The sequence below is a fragment of the Anaeropeptidivorans aminofermentans genome (assembly GCF_940670685.1).
In the GTDB taxonomy this organism is placed as follows: domain Bacteria; phylum Bacillota; class Clostridia; order Lachnospirales; family UBA5962; genus Anaeropeptidivorans; species Anaeropeptidivorans aminofermentans.
This window is the reverse complement of sequence record NZ_OW711693.1, coordinates 1,584,968-1,603,153: the sequence shown is the minus strand read 5'-3', so window position 1 is coordinate 1,603,153 and position 18,186 is coordinate 1,584,968. Positions and strand designations below refer to the sequence as shown.

General features: G+C 38.3%; 15 protein-coding genes. 9 read left to right on the top strand and 6 right to left on the bottom strand.

Annotated elements, in window-relative coordinates:
• Positions 1-56: 56 nt before the first annotated feature.
• Genes NBX03_RS06585 through NBX03_RS06575 form a run of 3 tightly spaced genes read right to left on the bottom strand, consistent with a single transcriptional unit; the run spans position 57 to position 3,691 of the window.
• Positions 57-539: a (2Fe-2S)-binding protein gene (locus NBX03_RS06585; protein ID WP_250229957.1), complete on the bottom strand. Its 483-nt coding sequence runs from the start codon at positions 537-539 to the stop codon at positions 57-59.
• On the bottom strand, positions 526-1,365 hold the full coding sequence (locus tag NBX03_RS06580; protein ID WP_250229956.1) for an FAD binding domain-containing protein: 840 nt from the start codon (positions 1,363-1,365) through the stop codon (positions 526-528). The genes NBX03_RS06585 and NBX03_RS06580 overlap by 14 nt, the downstream gene beginning before the upstream one ends.
• Positions 1,352-3,691, bottom strand: a complete 2,340-nt coding sequence (locus NBX03_RS06575; RefSeq protein WP_250229955.1) for a xanthine dehydrogenase family protein molybdopterin-binding subunit — start codon at positions 3,689-3,691, stop codon at positions 1,352-1,354. Before NBX03_RS06575 ends, NBX03_RS06580 begins: the two co-directional genes overlap by 14 nt.
• A 142-nt stretch (positions 3,692-3,833) precedes the next feature.
• Here NBX03_RS06575 and NBX03_RS06570 point away from each other — a divergent pair, with 142 nt between their 5' ends.
• Positions 3,834-5,069, top strand: coding sequence for a hypothetical protein (locus tag NBX03_RS06570; protein WP_250229954.1), 1,236 nt, complete (start codon positions 3,834-3,836; stop codon positions 5,067-5,069).
• Positions 5,070-5,152: 83 nt separating this feature from the next.
• Here the strand turns inward: NBX03_RS06570 and NBX03_RS06565 are convergent, their stop codons facing one another.
• Both NBX03_RS06565 and NBX03_RS06560 read right to left on the bottom strand, forming a co-directional pair.
• Complete coding sequence (locus NBX03_RS06565) at positions 5,153-5,944, bottom strand: hypothetical protein (RefSeq protein WP_250229953.1); 792 nt, start codon at positions 5,942-5,944, stop codon at positions 5,153-5,155.
• Positions 5,945-6,202: 258 nt separating this feature from the next.
• Positions 6,203-7,105: an SDR family oxidoreductase gene (locus NBX03_RS06560; protein WP_250229952.1), complete on the bottom strand. Its 903-nt coding sequence runs from the start codon at positions 7,103-7,105 to the stop codon at positions 6,203-6,205.
• Between the two features lie 480 nt (positions 7,106-7,585).
• Between NBX03_RS06560 and NBX03_RS06555 the strand changes: the two genes are divergently transcribed.
• The 8 genes from NBX03_RS06555 (at position 7,586) to NBX03_RS06520 (ending at position 16,796) form a co-directional block, all read left to right on the top strand.
• Complete coding sequence (locus tag NBX03_RS06555; protein ID WP_250229951.1) at positions 7,586-8,500, top strand: YIEGIA domain-containing protein; 915 nt, start codon at positions 7,586-7,588, stop codon at positions 8,498-8,500.
• Positions 8,493-8,684: a capping complex subunit for YIEGIA gene (locus tag NBX03_RS06550; protein WP_250229950.1), complete on the top strand. Its 192-nt coding sequence runs from the start codon at positions 8,493-8,495 to the stop codon at positions 8,682-8,684. Before NBX03_RS06555 ends, NBX03_RS06550 begins: the two co-directional genes overlap by 8 nt.
• A gap of 1,059 nt (positions 8,685-9,743) precedes the next feature.
• Entirely contained in the window at positions 9,744-10,904 is a 1,161-nt protein-coding gene (locus NBX03_RS06545; protein ID WP_250229949.1) for an amidohydrolase, read from the top strand.
• A 62-nt stretch (positions 10,905-10,966) separates the two neighbouring features.
• On the top strand, positions 10,967-12,649 hold the full coding sequence (locus NBX03_RS06540; RefSeq protein WP_250229948.1) for an ABC transporter substrate-binding protein: 1,683 nt from the start codon (positions 10,967-10,969) through the stop codon (positions 12,647-12,649).
• A 306-nt stretch (positions 12,650-12,955) separates the two neighbouring features.
• Positions 12,956-13,918 carry a nickel ABC transporter permease gene (gene nikB / locus NBX03_RS06535; RefSeq protein ID WP_250229947.1) on the top strand — a complete coding sequence of 321 codons (963 nt, stop codon included), beginning with the start codon at positions 12,956-12,958 and terminating at the stop codon, positions 13,916-13,918.
• Between the two features lie 13 nt (positions 13,919-13,931).
• Entirely contained in the window at positions 13,932-14,840 is a 909-nt protein-coding gene (locus NBX03_RS06530; protein ID WP_250229946.1) for an ABC transporter permease, read from the top strand.
• A gap of 8 nt (positions 14,841-14,848) precedes the next feature.
• Positions 14,849-15,832 (top strand): ABC transporter ATP-binding protein, encoded by a 984-nt coding sequence (locus NBX03_RS06525; protein WP_250229945.1) that lies wholly within the window; start codon positions 14,849-14,851, stop codon positions 15,830-15,832.
• A complete protein-coding gene (locus tag NBX03_RS06520) occupies positions 15,822-16,796 on the top strand; it encodes an ABC transporter ATP-binding protein (RefSeq protein ID WP_250229944.1) in 975 nt (324 codons plus the stop codon). Before NBX03_RS06525 ends, NBX03_RS06520 begins: the two co-directional genes overlap by 11 nt.
• A gap of 493 nt (positions 16,797-17,289) precedes the next feature.
• On the opposite strand, the gene NBX03_RS06515 is transcribed toward NBX03_RS06520, so the two are convergent.
• The gene (locus NBX03_RS06515; RefSeq protein WP_250229943.1) at positions 17,290-18,159 is read right to left on the bottom strand and encodes a MurR/RpiR family transcriptional regulator; all 870 of its coding nucleotides are present in this window, start codon (positions 18,157-18,159) and stop codon (positions 17,290-17,292) included.
• Positions 18,160-18,186: the final 27 nt, after the last annotated feature.

Genomic DNA, 18,186 nt, shown 5'->3' with positions numbered 1-18,186 from the left:
GCTGATTTTCTAAATTTAGCAATCTATTTGAACTACCGCAGACATTTGCTTTCCTTTCAACAGGAGCATGAATCATGATACATTAAATCAACGGCTTTTCTGATTTCTTTATAGCTTGTACAGCGGCACAGATTGGACTGAAGCCAATCTTCAATGATATATTCTTCCGGCATAACAGGATATTGGGCCTTAAGGGCATGACAAACCATTAAAAATCCTGATGTACAGTATCCGCACTGAAAAGCGCTTGCCTCTACAAATGACTGCTGTGCCTTTGCCTTTCCCTCCAGCCCCTCTACTGTTAATATACTATGCCCCTCTGCTTCAACAGCAAGAATAAGGCATGATTTTACCGGCCAGCCGTCCATCATAACAGTGCATGCACCGCAGTCTCCGTTTCTGCAGCCTGGCTTGGCGGCAGTCAAGCCCAGCTGTTTTCTTAGAATGTCCAACAGCAAATCCGACGGCCTCACTGCCAATTCATGCATATCTCCATTAATATTAAGTGATATTAATGCTTTATCCTCATACCTTACCATTTTCCCATTCCTCCAAAAGAGCCTGCAACGTATTTTTAAAAACAAATAACCTATATTCCCCTGAGCCTTCCCCATCACTATGGGGCGGTTCAGGCAGAAGTTCTGCCGCCTTATGGACCCTTTCACTGCATGGCTTTGATTTGTCATTTAATATCGCTTCTATTTGCTTACTGCGAAAGGGATAAGAGCATATTCCCGAAAAAGCCGTCCGTAAATAATTATCCTTAATGATTGCTGCTACGCTTACAAGGGGATAGTCAATTTTCTCATTTCTTGTCCTCTTAACATGAAAGTGCTTTGCATTTAATGACCACTTTGGAACATGTATATTTACTATAAATTCATCAGGATTCATCTGTATCTTTTTATTGAAAACAGTCTCCAATGCCTCTGTACGCAAACCGCTTTTTCCGTTAAAAGTAATTTCAGCATCTGAAAGCAGCAAAGGAAGGCTTGATTCACGATAAATGATTGTACCGCATAAATTTCCGCCTAATGTAATTCTGCATTGATTTGTATGGTCTGCAATCCTTCCTATAGCCAGACCAAGCAAAGGAAAAAGCTTCGATTCTTTAACTTGATTTAAGGTACAGCATGCGCCGATATTAAGCCAATCATTATCTATATTTAATATTGTGCATTCGGGGATATTCTTTATATCAATTACGGCTCCCGGATGTATGGCCCCCGCTCTCGACATCGTAATAATTTCACTTCCTCCGCCATAATAAAGCGGGTTTTTCCCTTCATCTTTCAGCCGGCAAAATATATCTGCCGCTTCTTTAAGGCTTTCAGGGCGGCAATAAATAAAGTTAAAAGGAATCATTTGCATCCTCCTTTATTTTGCGCCATATCCCTTCAGGGGTAAGCGGTAAAAATGAAAGCTCTGTTCCGAATGCTGAAGAAAGCGCATTTCCAAGGGCCGCCGGAATGCCTATTATGCCATGCTCCGCATAGCTTCTTACACTATAAGGGGATTCCTCTTCAGGAGTCTCAACAAAATCTACACGATAATCCGGCTCCTGGCCTATATGCATCAGCTTATATGTCCGCAAATTCGGAAATTGGGGAATCCCTCTATTATCATAGGCAAAGTTTTCTCTGCTGGACATGCTGATGCCCATAGCCATTCCGCCTGCTATTACGGAACGCATAAGCTCGGGATTAATAACTTTTCCGACGTCCATAACGGTAGAAGCAGAAATGATTCTATAGGTATAGGTTTTTAAATCTGCCTCCACCTCCACAACCTGAGCGCCTAAAGTCCAGGAGGGTCCTGTTTTCCCCTTCCCTGTTTCCTTATCAAGAAGACTAAGGCCTTTAAGCATAAAGGCTCCCCTGCCAATTGCAGGCTCGCCTATGGACTCTCCTTTCTTGGATTGATACCCCTGAACAATATCTTTAAAGACAATAAACCGCTCAGGATTCTTTCTGGAAAATACGCTCCCGTTGGCAATTTCTATTTCTTTCTCCGAACAGCCTAATGCCTTGGAACCGTTAACACGAAGCTGAGAAATCAAATCGTCTGCCGCACGAATAACCGCATAACCGGCCATATATTCAGTTAAGCTTGCAACTGTTTTCCAATGTTCCGGCGCTGTACGGGTATCCACAGACATTACAACATGCACCTGCCCGGGATCTATACCCAATCTCTCAGCTAAAATCTGAGCCAGATGGGTTTGCCCTCCTGAGCCCATTTCTACAACTCCCGTATTCAAATTAACGCTGCCGTCAGGGTTAAAAGTTATTAATGCTCCGGAAATTGCGTTTGTAGGAGGATTTTCAGTTTTCCAGAAGCAGGCAATCCCCTTTGCCTTAAATGTATTTTCTTTAATCTGCACAGGCTTTCCCTTATCCCATTGGGATAGAGTTTTTATCTTTTTCAAACATTTTTTCAAATCGCCTACCAGACTGTACGTATAGGGCACCTGTGTGGGGGTACTGCTCCCCTGGCCGATTGCATTTTTTATTCTTAATTCAAGGGGGTCTATACCGCATTTTAGCGCTATCATATCCATAACCCGCTCAACGCAAAAGGTGAAGGATTCATGGGCAAATCCTCGGTATGAGGTTGCATAAGTATGATTTGTATATACGCATAAGGAATTGCACAGAAGATTTTCAATATGATAGGGTCCCGTACAATCAACGGCAATGGCTTTCGCCATATAAGGAGAGATATCCGTATATGCACCGCAATCCAGCCAATATGTCATTTCAGCAGCCTTAATTATCCCGTCTTTATGGGAACCGATTTTAATATCTGCTTCAAGGCCTAACCGGCACGGTGCCGACGCCATATCCAGCTCCCGGGGAATTGTAAGACGGACCGGCTTTCCTCCAACGCTTTTTGAGGCAATAAAAGCAAGAATCTCAAGAAAAACCGGAGCCTTCCCGCCAAATCCTCCTCCCAGAAAGGGTGTTTTCACCTCTATTTTGCCTGCAGGAATTAAAAACATGTCTGAAATCATTTTTCTTACCACATAAGGCGCCTGAGATGATGCTGTAATCAATACCTTTCCGTCTGGAGATATTTCAGCCTGAGCAGCTCTTACCTCCATGGCAATGTGGTCCGAAGGCGGCAAAGAAAACTTCTGTCTTATAATAATGTCGCACTCCTCAAAGGCTTCTAATATATTTCCTTTTCTTATTTGATAACTGCTTGCAATATTTGTTCCCTCTATGGGATAAACGTCCTCCATAGACCTTTTATATCCATTTGTTTTATGATGAATCAATACCGCCCCTTCAGCCAATGCTTCCGAAGGCGTCAAAATAACCGGTAGAGGTTCGTATTCTACTTCAATAAGCCTTGCTGCAAGCTCTGCCGTATACTCATTTTGCGCAATCACCAAAGCTACCGGTTCTCCTGCATATCTTACAACATCTCTTGCTAAGGCAGGCCTATCCAGCAAAAGGGGACCGAATAATTCCGTATATTGTTCTCCTGTTAATATGGATTTTACTCCTTTAATTTTAACGGCCTTTGAAATATCAATCCGTATAATCTTCGCGTGTGCATATGTGCTTGTAAGCAGGCTTCCATATAATATACCTGTTTGGGGAAAATCATCTGTATATTGTGCTTTTCCTGTTACCTTATCCCATGCTTCTTTACGCTCAATACTTCTGTTAACGGCAAAATTCATTAGGCTCGCCTCTCTTTCAGCTTCTTTCATCTTATTAAATTTACCAACTTTTCATATATTATACATTCCTAAGCATAGGCATTTGGTTTTAATGTATAAGCTTGAAATATATGTAAATAATAAAAAATAAAGGAGTTTTATAATGAATCCGTTTGAACTGAAGGCACATAAGGTAGAAGACGGTATTATGGATTGGGCCACCATATATCCAAAACCTTATGATAAAATGACCGTTGACCCTTATACAAAAGTTAGAATTATCTTAATGAACGGCATTGAAGTGGAATCGACACTATTTAAGCATCAATTCCACCGCAACTGCTCTAATAATGATATCCGCAGGCAGATTGCCTTATCCCGGCGTATAGAACAGCAGCAGCAAAAGCATATTAACTGGCTTAAACCTATTGATGAAACCCAGCTTGAAACCACCATCGGCTACGAGCATGTAGCAGTCGACTTAACTGCATGGCTAGCTCAGAATGAGCCGAATCCCTATGTAAAGCAGGCCTTGGATTTTGCCCTTTTAGAAGATTTTGACCATCTGTACAGATATTCAAATTTATTGGATTTAGATGCTCAAATTCCTGCCCAGCAGCTGGTCAAAAGCTATGTAGATATTACGCCGGGCAGACCAACAATTGCAGAACACCGCTTCCCCTTCGAATCCGTAAAGAATCCCGTAGATTTCAAAACGGCGGATATCCGCACGAAATTAAACACGCTTATTATTACCGCAGGCGAACAGCAAACCATGAATTTCTATATGAATCTCGGCAACACATATTATAACGATTTGGGCCGCCAGCTATATCTGGAAATTGCCATGATAGAAGAACAGCATGTAAGCCATTACGGCTCTCTATTGGATCCGACATGCACATGGCTTGAAAACCTTTTGCTCCATGAATATATGGAATGCTATCTTTATTATTCTTTTTATCAAGACGAACTTGACGCAAACGTGAAAGGCATTTGGGAAATGCATCTTAATCAGGAGATTGCGCATCTCCATCAGGCAGTTCATCTTTTACAGAAATATGAGAACAAAGACTGGCAGCAGGTTATTCCCGGAGGAGAATTTCCAAAGCTTCTTCAATTTCATGATACCCGTGAATATGTAAGAAATATACTAGGCCAGCAGATTTTACTTACGGCTGACAGAGAACAATACTGCCCTGTCAATGAGCTACCGAAGGATCATGAATTCTTCTTTTATCAAAATAAAGTTAATCATGATGTAAATATGGTGGCAAGCCATAATGTAATCGCAAAGCATCAGGAAAAATATAATATAGACTATAGGGCAGAGGCTCAGGAAAACCCCGTAGAAGACCTTAGAGACCGTACAAAGGACAATACGGAAATCGCCCGTTAAACCATAATAAAAATACCATCTGAATGTATATTCCAAGTTTCATAATATACATCAGATGGCATTTTTTATTCTAATTCATTATTTCAAAGCATCAGCTCAAGAGCTAAGGTTATACAAAGAAGAAAAGAAAACAGTATTGCTTTTGCAGCGGGAATAAAGCGCACTGGCACCATGGAAAATATAAGAGATACTTTATGCTCAATTATGTTAAAAGGCTTAGATATATATGCTAATAATAGAGAGCCTGCAAATAAAGCAATCGTGGTAAATAGATTATGTACGGCAAAAAACACAATAAATTTATCTGCGCTGCTAATTACGGAAACGTCCCTTATCCAATCCGGCACTAAAAACAGAAGATACATTATATATAATATGCGCCAACCAGTATTCATACTAAATAAAGCAAGTGCCTTGGTCAATGGTTTCTTTAAGTTTTCGCCTAAATGATATTTAATAACCCAAAGAACGCCCATCATAGAAAGAGCCTCAAATATAATAGATATGGCAGGATTTATTACCCTGTCTATACTTCCCGGTAGGAATAAATTTACCATTTTCATAGAGGCTGCCAAAACAGCAACTGCTAAAACCGTACTTATCTTTTGAGTTCTTTTATACACATTAAACATGAAAAAACAGGCTACAGGATACCATACCAGCCACCCAACGCTAAAGGGCAGCAGGTGAAGCAAGTATCCTGCTGTTGATTCAAAGATTCCCCATAGAAATCCCCAAAAAAGAATATGAAAGAAAATTTGTGTCTGAAATTGCGTTTTGGAATCACTAGCTTTATGCCCGGTGAAATCAGATGAATTGCAGCTTTCTTTTATAGGTAATTCAAACGTTTCTTTATCCGGCAGATTTTTTCCCATATACAGCACCTCCTTTTTAATTGTATGAATTTATAAGATATAAAATGTAAAAAACCAAACTAAGTTTGGTTTTTTACATTTTATAGTATAGTCAATCTGCTTTTATTCTGAAATGAATATTGGAATTAAGGCAGCTTAAAATAAGAGAGAAGCAATTTGACAATGATTCTATTTCATATGGAATCAAGTATAAATAAATTTTATAAGCATCAATAATAATATTAAAGTTTTGCTTCTTAATAAATAATTTCTGCTTTTCTAGGATTCTACAATAACACCGCCGTTTACATGAAGAACCTGCCCTGACACATAGCGAGAATCGTCAGAAGCAAGATACACATATGTTGGAGCAAGCTCAAAGGGCTGTCCTGCTCGTCCCATGGGCGTATTCGTACCGAAAGTGGAAACCGTTTGAGCATCGAAGCTTGAGGGTATTAAAGGCGTCCAAATAGGACCGGGGGCTACGGCATTCACTCTTATTCCTGATTCGGCAAGATTTAATGACAGGGACCTGGTAAAGGATACGACTGCACCTTTAGTGGAAGAATAGTCTATTAATGTTTTGTGGCCTTCATAGGCGGTAACAGAAGCTGTATTAATAATGCTGCCTCCATTTTTCATATAAGGCAATACAGCCTTAGTCATATAAAAATAGGAAAAAATATTAGTTGCATACGTATTAAGAAGCTGCTCATCGCTTATATCCAATATAGAATCTTGGGGAAATTGCACCCCGCAATTGTTTATTAAGATATTAATATGGTTTCCGAAAACATCGCATGTCTTATTAACAACGGTTTCTGATGTTTTAGGATTTCTTAAGTCGCCTGCCAGCAAAAGGCATTTTCCGCCGTAATGCTCTACCCAGCACTTTGTTTCTTCCGCATCTTTTTTCTCATAAAGATAAGCAATAGACACATTGGCGCCCTCTTTGGCAAATGCCACGGCTACGGCTCTGCCTATACCACTGTCACCGCCTGATATAATGGCGGTTTTTCCTTTGAGTTTCCTCTTACCTTTATAATTAGGATTATCAAAAATAGGTAAAGGGTCCATTAAATACTCAAGCCCCGGTTGTCTTTCCTGATGCTGGGGCGGGAAGCTAAGAGTAACTTCTTTACAAACTTCTTTAGACGAATAATTTGGATATTGTGGATACATAGTAGATATCTCCTTATAAATAATATTCAATTAGACAGTGTCTGAAAATAGTCAAACCTACAAGAATATAAAATACCTTTATAAGCTTTAAAGCTGAAAAAGTATTATTTGCAGGAAAACATGAATTCGAGTAGAATCGGAAAGAAATCCGAATACATAAAATACAGTTTTCGCAAAGCAAAAATCCCTTTTCGATGATGAAGCCTTGACTTATGGCAAAACAGACTTTTGTTTAGACTTTTCAGACACGCCCTAATAAAAACCTCAAGAATTTATTCTGTTTTATAATATTAATATTTTAATATTATGCAGCTTGTATATAGTAATTATGTGAAAGATGAATTAAACAAAGCCCTTTTCCAAAGCCATAGAATACTTTATTTACAGCCTGCCTGCTATGCCAATTAAACGCATAATTTAAACATAATAGGAAATAATTAGAAGATAAGCCATAAGCAAATTATTTATATGGAGGCTCAGATGGAAAAATCCTTAGATTTTAACAGCTTAATAATTATATTGCTTGGGATAGGAATGGGGACTATAGCGCGTCTTGTAACGCTCCGTATAGATACACGGCAAAATCCAAGCTACCCAACCGGTTATTTTATTAATATCGTAATAGGAAGTGTCGCTTCCGCACTGGGTGCCGTTGCAATTCCGGCATTATTATCAAAGGAATTTACAGCCGTAACCTTTATTGCATTAGCTATACAGCATTTCAGAGATATAAGAAAATCGGAAAAAGAAAGCCTGGAAAAACTGGAAGGTGCCGAGTATGCAAAAAGAGGAGCAGCCTATATTGACGGAATATCAAAAACATATGAATCCAGAAATTATCTATCTATGCTTACAGCACTCTTTGTTGTCATGTCTTTAAAAATAGCCGACTCAGAAAGCATTTTAATAAACATAATAATCTCTTTCATAATCGGTACTTTTACGATTTATATGCTGCATTTATTTACAAAAGGTAAAAGCATCGGTGATATTTGTAATGTTAAGCTTGGAAAAATAACCATAGAACAATCCGAATTATTTGTAGACGGCATGTTTGTGACTAATTTTCTTGGTACAGAAAGAAGCAGAGAGCTTTTTCTCAGAGAAGGTATCGGTATTGTTATAGAACCTAAAAATGATAAATTCAGACTTACTATCGAAAATCCAGGCCAAAGACAAGCTATGGTTTTTGAAGCTACTCGAACGTTCGGCGTAAAAAGATTCAGCTTTTCAAGAAGGAGCTTTTCGGAAGGAAAACTTATGATAGCCTTTGTGCCTATAATCTACAATGCTGAAGCAACTATAAGAGTCATTAAATCTACACCTGTTTTGGAAAGCAGCAGAAAAATTCACACAATTATGGATACGAAAATTGGAGGGAATACAAATGGCTAAAGATAAGCCTGAAATTTTAGTTTATATAACCGATAATAAAGAACGTATTATATCAGGCGATCCCTTAACCTTATATATTCCTAATGAAGAAGAACGCCGTGATATTCTTCGGGATCTTGGGATAGCCCTGCATGCAGACGTGGTTCAGCTAAAAAACGGGGATCATGTGTTAATCTGTAGATAATGCCTTAAAGGTAAATATAGCTATATTAAAATAGCTTAAGATACTGTAATACAAAAAAATATCCAATCCAGGATTAGTATACGTGAGAAGTAACTATATTAATGTTTAGGATAATATTTAAAAAGGCTGATAACCTCAAATAGGATTATCAGCCTTTTTAATGCTTAAATTAATTTTTAAATTTCGAAAATCAAAGGTATCTAATACTATATCTGCTTTCTTAGGGTGTATCTAAAAAGTCCAAACAAAAGTTTATTTTACCATAGAAATGTGACTTCTTCATAAAAAATACTCAAAATAGTTCCACTATTTCTGTGTTTTTTTCAGAAATTTCGCTTCCCAAAATCCAGCCTTCGGCTATTCGGATTTAGTATGCCCTATAATCTTCATCTGCAGCGAATTGTGGAAGCTTTTTCTCTAATCGCAATTGTAGTTTTTCTATACTCTTTTTATGGTCCTTCAGCATATAAAGCAAACAGTATTTTTATAAAATTGTACTTTACTTGTTCTTAAATGAAACTATATTTAAAATTTGATTACTTTTTTAACCAATCATCAACCGATATAAAAATATGTATTAAAATTATAAAAATTATTTATCAAAATATATTTTTTATATATTTTAACATATAAGTCTTACTATCAAAAACAATTAATGTAAATATTAAATAATAATATATGTTTTTTTAAATAAAAAATATAATATTTTTAGGATAAATTTATCTATTAAAAAGTATAAAAATACTTTTTAATACAAGTTCAACATTTATATTTTAAATTTATATTGAGATTATTATGAAAAGTCACAAATTAAATTTACGCCTATTGCTTTTTGTTTTTCCTTAAAATAGAGTGTGGTATAATGCAAGTAAAATCAAGCAGAGCTTGATTTATTCACAAATACATTGCATAAAGAGAAATGTATGAGCAGTAACTGTCGTTTATAATATCAGGCCTTGTTTCTTTACCTGCATATATTCAAAAGTAAGCGCACCTGCAGCAAATAATATTGTACTGTGGCTTCTCGGAAGCTAAATATATGTTTTAAAGGAGGAATCAATGAAAGCTATTACAAACGGAAAAATTATAACCATGGAAGAAAAGAATTACGAAAACGGAACCATACTAGTTGAAAACGGTAAAATCATCGGTGTAGGCAATAACATAAGCATTCCTAAAGATTGCCAAGTTATCGATGCTAAAGGTGGATATATTATCCCCGGCCTAATAGACTGCCATACCCATTTATCCTTAATGGTAGCCTATAACACATTGCCTCCTATCCAAGACTATAACGAACACTGCGACCCTGTGACCCCTCAGGTGGAAGCTTCTGATGCTTTTAATCCCTTTGATGAGGGGATCGCGGAAGCTATGAAAGCGGGCTTTACCACATGTTATACCGGTCCGGGTTCGGCAAACGTTATCGGAGGTTCAGGCTTCGCCTTTAAACTAAGGGGAAGAACTTTGGAAGAAATGAAAATAAAAAATACTGAGCAGATGAAATTTGCTTTAGGAGAGAATCCAAAAAGATTTTTCGGAATGAAAGAAAAGGCTCCTATTACCAGAATGGGCACCGCTGCACTTCTCAGGAACACTTTGAAAGAGGCCGTGGAATACGCTGAGAAATTAAAGCAAAGCGAAGAGGAAGGCAAAGAAAAGCCTAAATACGATTGTAAGCTTCATGCTCTCGTCCCTGTTGTAAGAGGAGAAAAAAGGTGCAAAATACACTGTCATAGGGCCGATGACATTATGACGGCCATAAGAATAGGAAAAGAGTTCCATCTTGACTATACCCTGGAGCATGCTACGGAAGGATATTTAATTTCTGATATTTTAAAAAATGAAGGCGTAACTTGCATTATAGGCCCTCTCCTTTTAAACCATCTTAAAAGAGAAGTTTGGGGATTAAGGCTGGATACCCCGGCAAAGCTTTATGAAGCCGGCGTAAGCATATGTTTAACGGCAGACGAGGGAGAAGGCACAAAATTTCTTCCTGTTCATGTAGGTATTATGATAAAAAACGGCCTTCCTGAACAGGCAGCTTTTGAAGCAGTAACCATAAATGCCGCAAAGGCATTGGGGCTTGAAAACAGGTTAGGCTCTTTAAAGGAAGGAAAAGACGCCGATATTTCTGTATTCGATGGTCATCCATTTTCAAACATGACGAACTGCGTTTTAACTATGATTAATGGGGAGATTTGTCATAAAACCTTATAACTTTTATACAGTTCAATAGTTCTGCAATGCTCGTTTTTAAAGCGAATAAGGGGGTAAATTACATGAAAAAGAAAAATCGACTTGTGTTTATTCTTGCTTGTATGCTGATAATCTCGTTTTTATTAAGCTCATGCGGAAATAACAACAAGGCCGCAGACACGAAATCAAATGCCGATACGAAAAAAGAAGACCAGGCTTCTGAACCGAAAAAAGATTCCAATGCTTCTTCTGAAGGGAAAGTATTGAAAATAGGCACGCCTTATACAATAGACACATTTAATCCATACCTTACTACATCGGACGGCGATAGGTACGTCATAGCAAATATTTATGAAACGCTCATTTCAAGTGACGGCGGAAAGCTTTATCCATGCCTTGCAGAAAGCTGGGAAATCGCCGACGACAATATAACCTATACCCTTAAAATAAGAGATAATGCTTACTGGCAGACAGGAAATGAATTATTTGGAGATGAAAAGATAAAGCTTACGGCTCAGTCCATAGCAGACGCTTTTAATTTCGTAATGGACGAAAACAATAAGTCCTATCACTACGCTGATGCGGTTAAATATTTCAAAAGCTTTGAAGCTACCGATGATACTACCCTTATCGTTACTTCAAATTTCCCTTCAGCCCTTATATTAAAGGAACTTAGCGACGTGCTCATCTTCCCGGTGGAAGCTATGGAAAAAGGGTACGACCTTGCCAAGTTTCCTGTTGGGAGCGGTCCTTATAAATTTGTAGAGTACAGAACAGATGATAAAGTAATCCTTGAAAAGAATACAGATTACTATATCAGTCCCGGGCTTGATAAGGTAGAGTTTCAAATAATTCCTGATAAGGCTGTTGCTGCCATATCTCTTCAAAATAATGAAATTGATATTGTTCCTCAGCTTTTAAATACAGATCTTGAAGCAGTTGCCTCAAGAGATGACCTTATGCTTGTGCCTAACTCTGTGGGCTGGTATAGATACATAGGCATAAACTGCTCTAAGCCAATATTCCAGGATATAAAAGTAAGGCAGGCCATTTCCTTGGCAATTGATTTCGAGGGAATCGTATCGTCTATCTTTGATAACGATTTTGGGGCAATGCTTGCAGTAAACTCCTACGGCGGCGCTGTACCTCTGGAATTTGAAGGATCAAATGTGGAGGAATGGAAAAAGCACTATGAATATAATCCTGAAAAGGCAGCCGCATTGCTTGAAGAGGCCGGCTGGAAAAAAGGCTCTGACAGCATCTTTGAAAAAGATGGCCAAAAGCTTAAATTCGCAATAAAAACGCCTACCTCTGATCAAAACAGAATGAAAATGGGCGATATGGCCGCTACCTTCCTTAAGACCATAGGGATTGATGCAGCTTCTCAGCCAACAGAATGGGCAACGATGCTTGAAGACATCAAATCAGGAAATACGGAGCTTTTCATTATGGGCGGCGGCAGCACCGTGGGCGGCCTGAATATGCTGTTCCATTCGGTGCTTTCTTCCACAGGCTCTCATAATGTGTTTTATAATGATCCTGAGCTTGATAAAATGCTTGACGATGCTTATTCAAACGTTGATACCGATGAAAGAATCAAGCAGCTTGAAGAAGCCGCGCTAAGGGCTCTTGAAAACAGGGTTCACGCCGGCGGGTATTTTGAATATGTTCAAATAGGAATGAATAAAAAAGTTAAGGATTTTGACAAGGCCCCTACTCTATGGTACGGTTTGGCAGGGCCTACCAGAAATGTTACAGTCGAATAATATAAATCCAATACAGCCTGTTCATTTGAGCGGGCTGTATTCATATAAGAATTGTTCATGAAAGATTCATTCTTTATTCCATATATTAAGTCAAATAATTTCAAGCCTTCTACTTACGGCATTCGTGGGGCTTTGTCATGTCTTTTTTATTTAGCGTATACTTGATTAAATATGAAATAGTATCATTGTCCGTTTGCTTTTCGCTTATTTAAAGTCGTCTCAATCCAAAAACACGCTTTGGAATAAAAGCAAATGGACTATATATTTTATGGAAAAGGCTTTTAGCTTTTTCTCAGGGGGGATAAAATGACATCTTATATCGTCAGAAGACTTTTACAGATGATACCGACTTTGCTTGTAATTTCGTTTATGATATTCAGCCTTTTATACATAACTCCCGGGGATCCGGTTTCTCTTGCACTGGGGGTAAGCGATACTCAGACCATATCCCCTGAAACCTATGAAAAGGTACGGCAGGATTTAGGTTTAGACAAGCCTTTTGGGGAAAGATACATGAATTTTATCTTAAAGGCGGCTAAAGGAGACTTAGGTATTTCTTATATTACTAAAAATGATGTTTTTGATGAAATTAAAGCAAGAATGCCTGCAACCTTGCAGCTGACCTTTGCGGCAATGCTTCTTTCCATATGCATATCAATGCCCTTAGGAATCCTTGCGGCTTTTAAGCATAATAGCATATGGGATAATTTATTTACCATGCTTGCAACCATCGGCGTATCTTTACCTAAGTTCTGGTTTGCTCTGGTACTTATAATCGTTTTTTCTCTCAATTTAGGCTTTCTTCCAAGTAAGGGAATAGGTTATATGAGTGACGGCTTTTCCTCAGTAATTGCTCACCTTATTCTCCCTGCCTCATCTCTTGCGTTAGGCCTTGCGGCAACCCAGACAAGAATGATCCGCTCCAGTATGCTGGAGGTTTTGAATCAGGACTATATTAAATTCGCAAGAAGCAAAGGACTTAAGGAGAAAGCGGTTATTTTGGGCCATGCCCTTAAAAATTCTATGATACCCGTCATAACGGTTTTAGGCTCTGAATTAGGCAGCCTTTTAGGGGGAGCCGTAGTAACGGAAACTATTTTTGCGTGGCCAGGAGTAGGAAGGCTTATTGTAAATGCCATCGGCAGAAGAGACTATCCTACTATACAAGGAGCGACCTTGGTTTTATGCGTAACTTTCCTTGCTATTAATCTTATTGTGGATTTATGCTATGCCCTAATCAATCCTAAAATAAGAATTGAAGAGAATTAAGGGAGGTGACAGCATGGATAATAATACAAACGTTTCTTTTGAAAATGAATTAATCGGTGAAGAAAGCCTTTCCACAACAACATATTGGCAGGACATCTTAAGAAACTTTAAGAAAAACAGGCTTGCGGTAACAGGGCTTGTTATGCTTTTAATCATCCTTATTTTATGTATAGGAGCCCCTCTTTTTTCCAGATATGACCCCGTCCTTGATATGAATTTAAAGGATAAGCTTCTTCCTCCCGGTTCACCGGGCCATGTTCTTGGAACCGACGATTACGGCAGGGACATATGGGCCAGGCTTTTATACGGGGGGCGCACATCTGTTGTAACAGGTCTTTCCGTAAGCCTTATAGCTGCTGCCGCCGGTGTTTTTATCGGCTGTATCAGCGGATACTGCGGCGGAAAAATAGATGCCCTTTTAATGCGCTTTACAGATATTATGCTTTCGTTTCCTTTTTTAATAATAGCCATCGCCATTATGGCGGCTTTAGGCGCAAGCCAGCGCAATGTAGTCATCGCGCTTGCCATAATCAGCTGGCCTCCCTTTGCAAGACTTACAAGAGGCCAGGTTTTAAGCATAAAAAGGCAGGAATACATCGAATCTGCCATTGTGGCCGGATTTTCCCATTTCAGGATAATGTTTAGCCATATCTTGCCTAATTGTATGGCCCCTATTATTGTTCAGGCTACCTTATCCGTAGGCAATGCCATACTTTCCGCAGCAAGCCTTAATTTTCTCGGCATGGGCATAGACTCTACCCTCCCCGAATGGGGTGTAATGCTTAACCAAGGCAGAAATTATCTTCAAACAGCATCTTACCTTACTACAGTGCCGGGCATCGCCATCTCTCTTACGGTGCTTTCAGTTAACTGGCTTGGTGACGGACTTCGGGATGCCTTTGACCCGAGAATGAGAAAGTAGGTGTTTTTATGAACAGTTTATATTTAGAGGTTAATAATTTAAAGACTTATTTTCATACGCCTGAAGGTGTGGCTAAATCTGTTGACGGTGTAAGTTTCAATATAAATAAAGGCGAAACCCTTGCCCTTGTGGGCGAATCCGGCTGCGGAAAAACTGTAACCAGCCTTTCTCTTATACGGCTCCTTTCTGAAAATGCAAAAATGACGGCGGATTCCATATCAATTGAAGGGAAGGATATTAAAGATGCCTCAGATGAAGAAATACGAAAAATAAGAGGCAGAAAAATATCCATGATTTTTCAGGAACCCATGACTTCTCTTGATCCCAGCTATAAAATTAAAAAGCAGATAGGAGAGGTTTATAAAACGCATTTTCCTCATATGACCAATAAAGAAATATACTTAGCGTCCATTGAAATGCTTAAAAAGACAGGTGTTCCCAATCCTGAAGAAAGAATAAATGTATATCCTCATCAGCTTTCAGGAGGATTAAGGCAAAGAGTAATGATAGCCATATCTCTTGCCGCAAGCCCGGATTTAGTAATAGCCGATGAGCCTACAACAGCCCTTGACGTAACCATACAAGCCCAAATCATAGAGCTTTTAAAAGAACTCCAAAGGGAAACAGGCATGAGTATATTATTAATCACTCATGATTTTGGCGTCGTATCTCAAATCGCTCAAAGAGTCGCCGTGATGTATGCAGGAAAAATCATCGAAGAAGGGCCTGCCAAGGAAGTCTTTCACGATCCGCTGCACCCTTATACAAGGCTCCTTATCATGTCCATACCCGGCATTAAGGTGAAACGCGGAGGAAGGCTTGAGGCTATTCGGGGCAATGTTCCAAACCCTCTTAAATTCCCCGAAGGCTGCCGTTTTCATACGAGATGCCCTGAAGCTATGGATATATGCCGAGAAAAGGAACCCGAAGAAACTGTTATAGGAAACCGGAGAGTTTGCTGCTTTTTAAGGGGGGACTGCTATGGAAAGTAACACTATTTTAGAAGTGAAGGACTTAAAGGTATATTTTCCCGTGAAATCAGGAGTTCTTAGAAGGACCTCAGGTTATATCAAGGCAGTTGACGGCGTAAGCTTTCGTGTGATGCACGGAGAAACTCTTGGCCTTGTAGGCGAATCCGGCTGCGGAAAGACCACCATAGGCCGCTCTATCGTAAGACTGAATGAGCCGGCAGGCGGAAACATATTTTTTGAAAATCAGGATATATTTGATAAAAAGGGCAAAGACCTTAGAGATCTGAGAAAAAAAGTGCAGATTATATTTCAGGACCCTTATTCTTCTCTGAATCCTAGAAAAACCATAAAAAGGCTTTTAGGGGAGGTCCTTACTATACAAATGGGCTTAAGCAAGGAGGCATCTTTAAAGAAAACCTCTTCCTTGCTTCAGCAGGTAGGCTTAAGCCCCGTTTATGCAGAAAGATATCCCCATGAGTTTTCCGGAGGCCAAAGACAGAGGGTTGCCATAGCCAAAGCAATTGCATTGAATCCTAAGTTTCTTGTTTGCGACGAAGCGGTTTCAGCCCTCGATGTCTCCATTCAGTCCCAGATCATCAATCTTCTGATGGACTTGAAAAAGGAATATAAAGATATAACATATCTTTTTATATCTCATGCTCTGAATGTTGTTGAGCATATCAGTGACAGAGTAGCCGTTATGTATCTTGGAAAATTTGTTGAAATCGCTAAAACAGAAGATTTATTCAATAATCCCCTGCACCCTTATACAAAAGCCTTGCTTTCCGCCGCTCCTTTAATATCTGAGGAAAAACGAGGAGAAAGGATTCTGCTTAAAGGGGAGATTCCCGGCGCGGGAAATATTCCCAAGGGCTGCCGCTTTCACACAAGATGCCCTTACGTTACGGATATTTGCAGAAAAGAAGAACCCGAGCTTAAACAAAGAAAAGAAAGCGGCCATTTTTCTGCCTGCCACTTTAATTAAAATAATTTTTATATCTTGTTTCAATTATCTATTTTATACGGGCATATTCACATAGGCTAAGAAATATCTGAAGCATTATATAACAATACCTCCAAGTATTTAATATATGTCTTTTCCCTACAATTAAGAAAGCACGAACCGATAGAAACCATCGGTCAATCTTATTTTTACACAGATATTTATTTCGTGTGAATATGCCCTAATATTTAAACTTATGATAAGATTCCAAAGTAAACTGCAATATAAAACTTTGGAATTTTTATTACGGCAATTATAGTAAATTTCAAATGAAACAATAATAAAAACCGTATATTTTATGCTTAGTGAACCTAGAAACTGTTAAAGTGTTTTCAGGCGAACGCCCCCTTACAGCCAACAAAGATATTTTAATCTTTGTTGGCTATGAATGGCTTAAATATAGGACTTTCATATGTTTAAGCCGTTTATGAAAAATAGATTTTTATTACATCCTTCAGTTAAATTTACTATAAATTTATAAATCCTGAACCATGGGCCTAAATCCGGCAAAAAAGTTTTCTATTTTTTCGGCGCTGTTGTTCATATGTAAAATCTTGCCTTCCCTGCTCTTGCTCAGTAAAGTCATTATGACTTCAATAATGCTTATGGAAGAATGAAAAGAATTATATAATGTAATAGAATCATTGTGTGAATAAAATGTTATATTGGAATTTTTAGTTAGCGGAGAATCGGGCTTATCTGTAAAAGAAATTACATTAAAACCATTGCCGAAAAGATATTCACCTATTTTTACAATTAAACTGGTATAAGTAGGATAAGAGATTGTAAAATATAAATCTTGGGGCGTAAAACTAAGAAATTTCATTAAGAACTGAAGGTCGAAGCGGGTGAAATTTACTATTTCTGTTTCTAGTGCAAGGGTATCAAACATGGCCTTTAGATAACTGCCGACAAAGTTAGAGTAACCTTCGCAGAATATGAATATCTTTTTAGATTTATTGATGAGCTCAATGGTTTCCATGATGGATTTTTCGTTTAAATTATTAAGCGTATTGTTATGACTATTTATTTGATGGTTTATAATTAATTTGAAAAGCGCATCATATTCAACTTTTTTTGTGTCGTTTCTAAACACCTTTTTTAATTGGCTGTTGTTTATTTTTATGTCATGGTCATACTCTTCTTTAAACTCACCAAAGCCATTAAAATTCAGCTTCTTGCAGAAATTAATGATTGTAAGCTCGGTAACCTTTGTTTCTATGCTGATTTGCCGAAGAGTTTTAGAACATAGAGATGATTTGTTTTCTAAAAAATAATCTGCTATTACTTTTTGCTTTTTACTCAGTAAATTGTACTTTTCCCTTATTTTTTGCTTTACAGGCATTTCACTCCCCCCTTTTCAAGAATTATA

Bases quoted from the DNA above. Each gene is read 5' to 3' on its own strand.
- NBX03_RS06565 (WP_250229953.1), bottom strand. From the start codon at position 5,944: ATGGGAAAAAATCTGCCGGATAAAGAAACGTTTGAATTACCTATAAAA.
- NBX03_RS06560 (WP_250229952.1), bottom strand. From the start codon at position 7,105: ATGTATCCACAATATCCAAATTATTCGTCTAAAGAAGTTTGTAAAGAA.
- NBX03_RS06575 (WP_250229955.1), bottom strand. From the start codon at position 3,691: ATGAATTTTGCCGTTAACAGAAGTATTGAGCGTAAAGAAGCATGGGAT.
- NBX03_RS06540 (WP_250229948.1), top strand. From the start codon at position 10,967: ATGAAAAAGAAAAATCGACTTGTGTTTATTCTTGCTTGTATGCTGATA.
- NBX03_RS06555 (WP_250229951.1), top strand. From the start codon at position 7,586: ATGGAAAAATCCTTAGATTTTAACAGCTTAATAATTATATTGCTTGGG.
- NBX03_RS06525 (WP_250229945.1), top strand. From the start codon at position 14,849: ATGAACAGTTTATATTTAGAGGTTAATAATTTAAAGACTTATTTTCAT.
- NBX03_RS06545 (WP_250229949.1), top strand. From the start codon at position 9,744: ATGAAAGCTATTACAAACGGAAAAATTATAACCATGGAAGAAAAGAAT.
- nikB (WP_250229947.1), top strand. From the start codon at position 12,956: ATGACATCTTATATCGTCAGAAGACTTTTACAGATGATACCGACTTTG.
- NBX03_RS06570 (WP_250229954.1), top strand. From the start codon at position 3,834: ATGAATCCGTTTGAACTGAAGGCACATAAGGTAGAAGACGGTATTATG.
- NBX03_RS06520 (WP_250229944.1), top strand. From the start codon at position 15,822: ATGGAAAGTAACACTATTTTAGAAGTGAAGGACTTAAAGGTATATTTT.
- NBX03_RS06585 (WP_250229957.1), bottom strand. From the start codon at position 539: ATGGTAAGGTATGAGGATAAAGCATTAATATCACTTAATATTAATGGA.
- NBX03_RS06550 (WP_250229950.1), top strand. From the start codon at position 8,493: ATGGCTAAAGATAAGCCTGAAATTTTAGTTTATATAACCGATAATAAA.
- NBX03_RS06530 (WP_250229946.1), top strand. From the start codon at position 13,932: ATGGATAATAATACAAACGTTTCTTTTGAAAATGAATTAATCGGTGAA.
- NBX03_RS06515 (WP_250229943.1), bottom strand. From the start codon at position 18,159: ATGCCTGTAAAGCAAAAAATAAGGGAAAAGTACAATTTACTGAGTAAA.
- NBX03_RS06580 (WP_250229956.1), bottom strand. From the start codon at position 1,365: ATGATTCCTTTTAACTTTATTTATTGCCGCCCTGAAAGCCTTAAAGAA.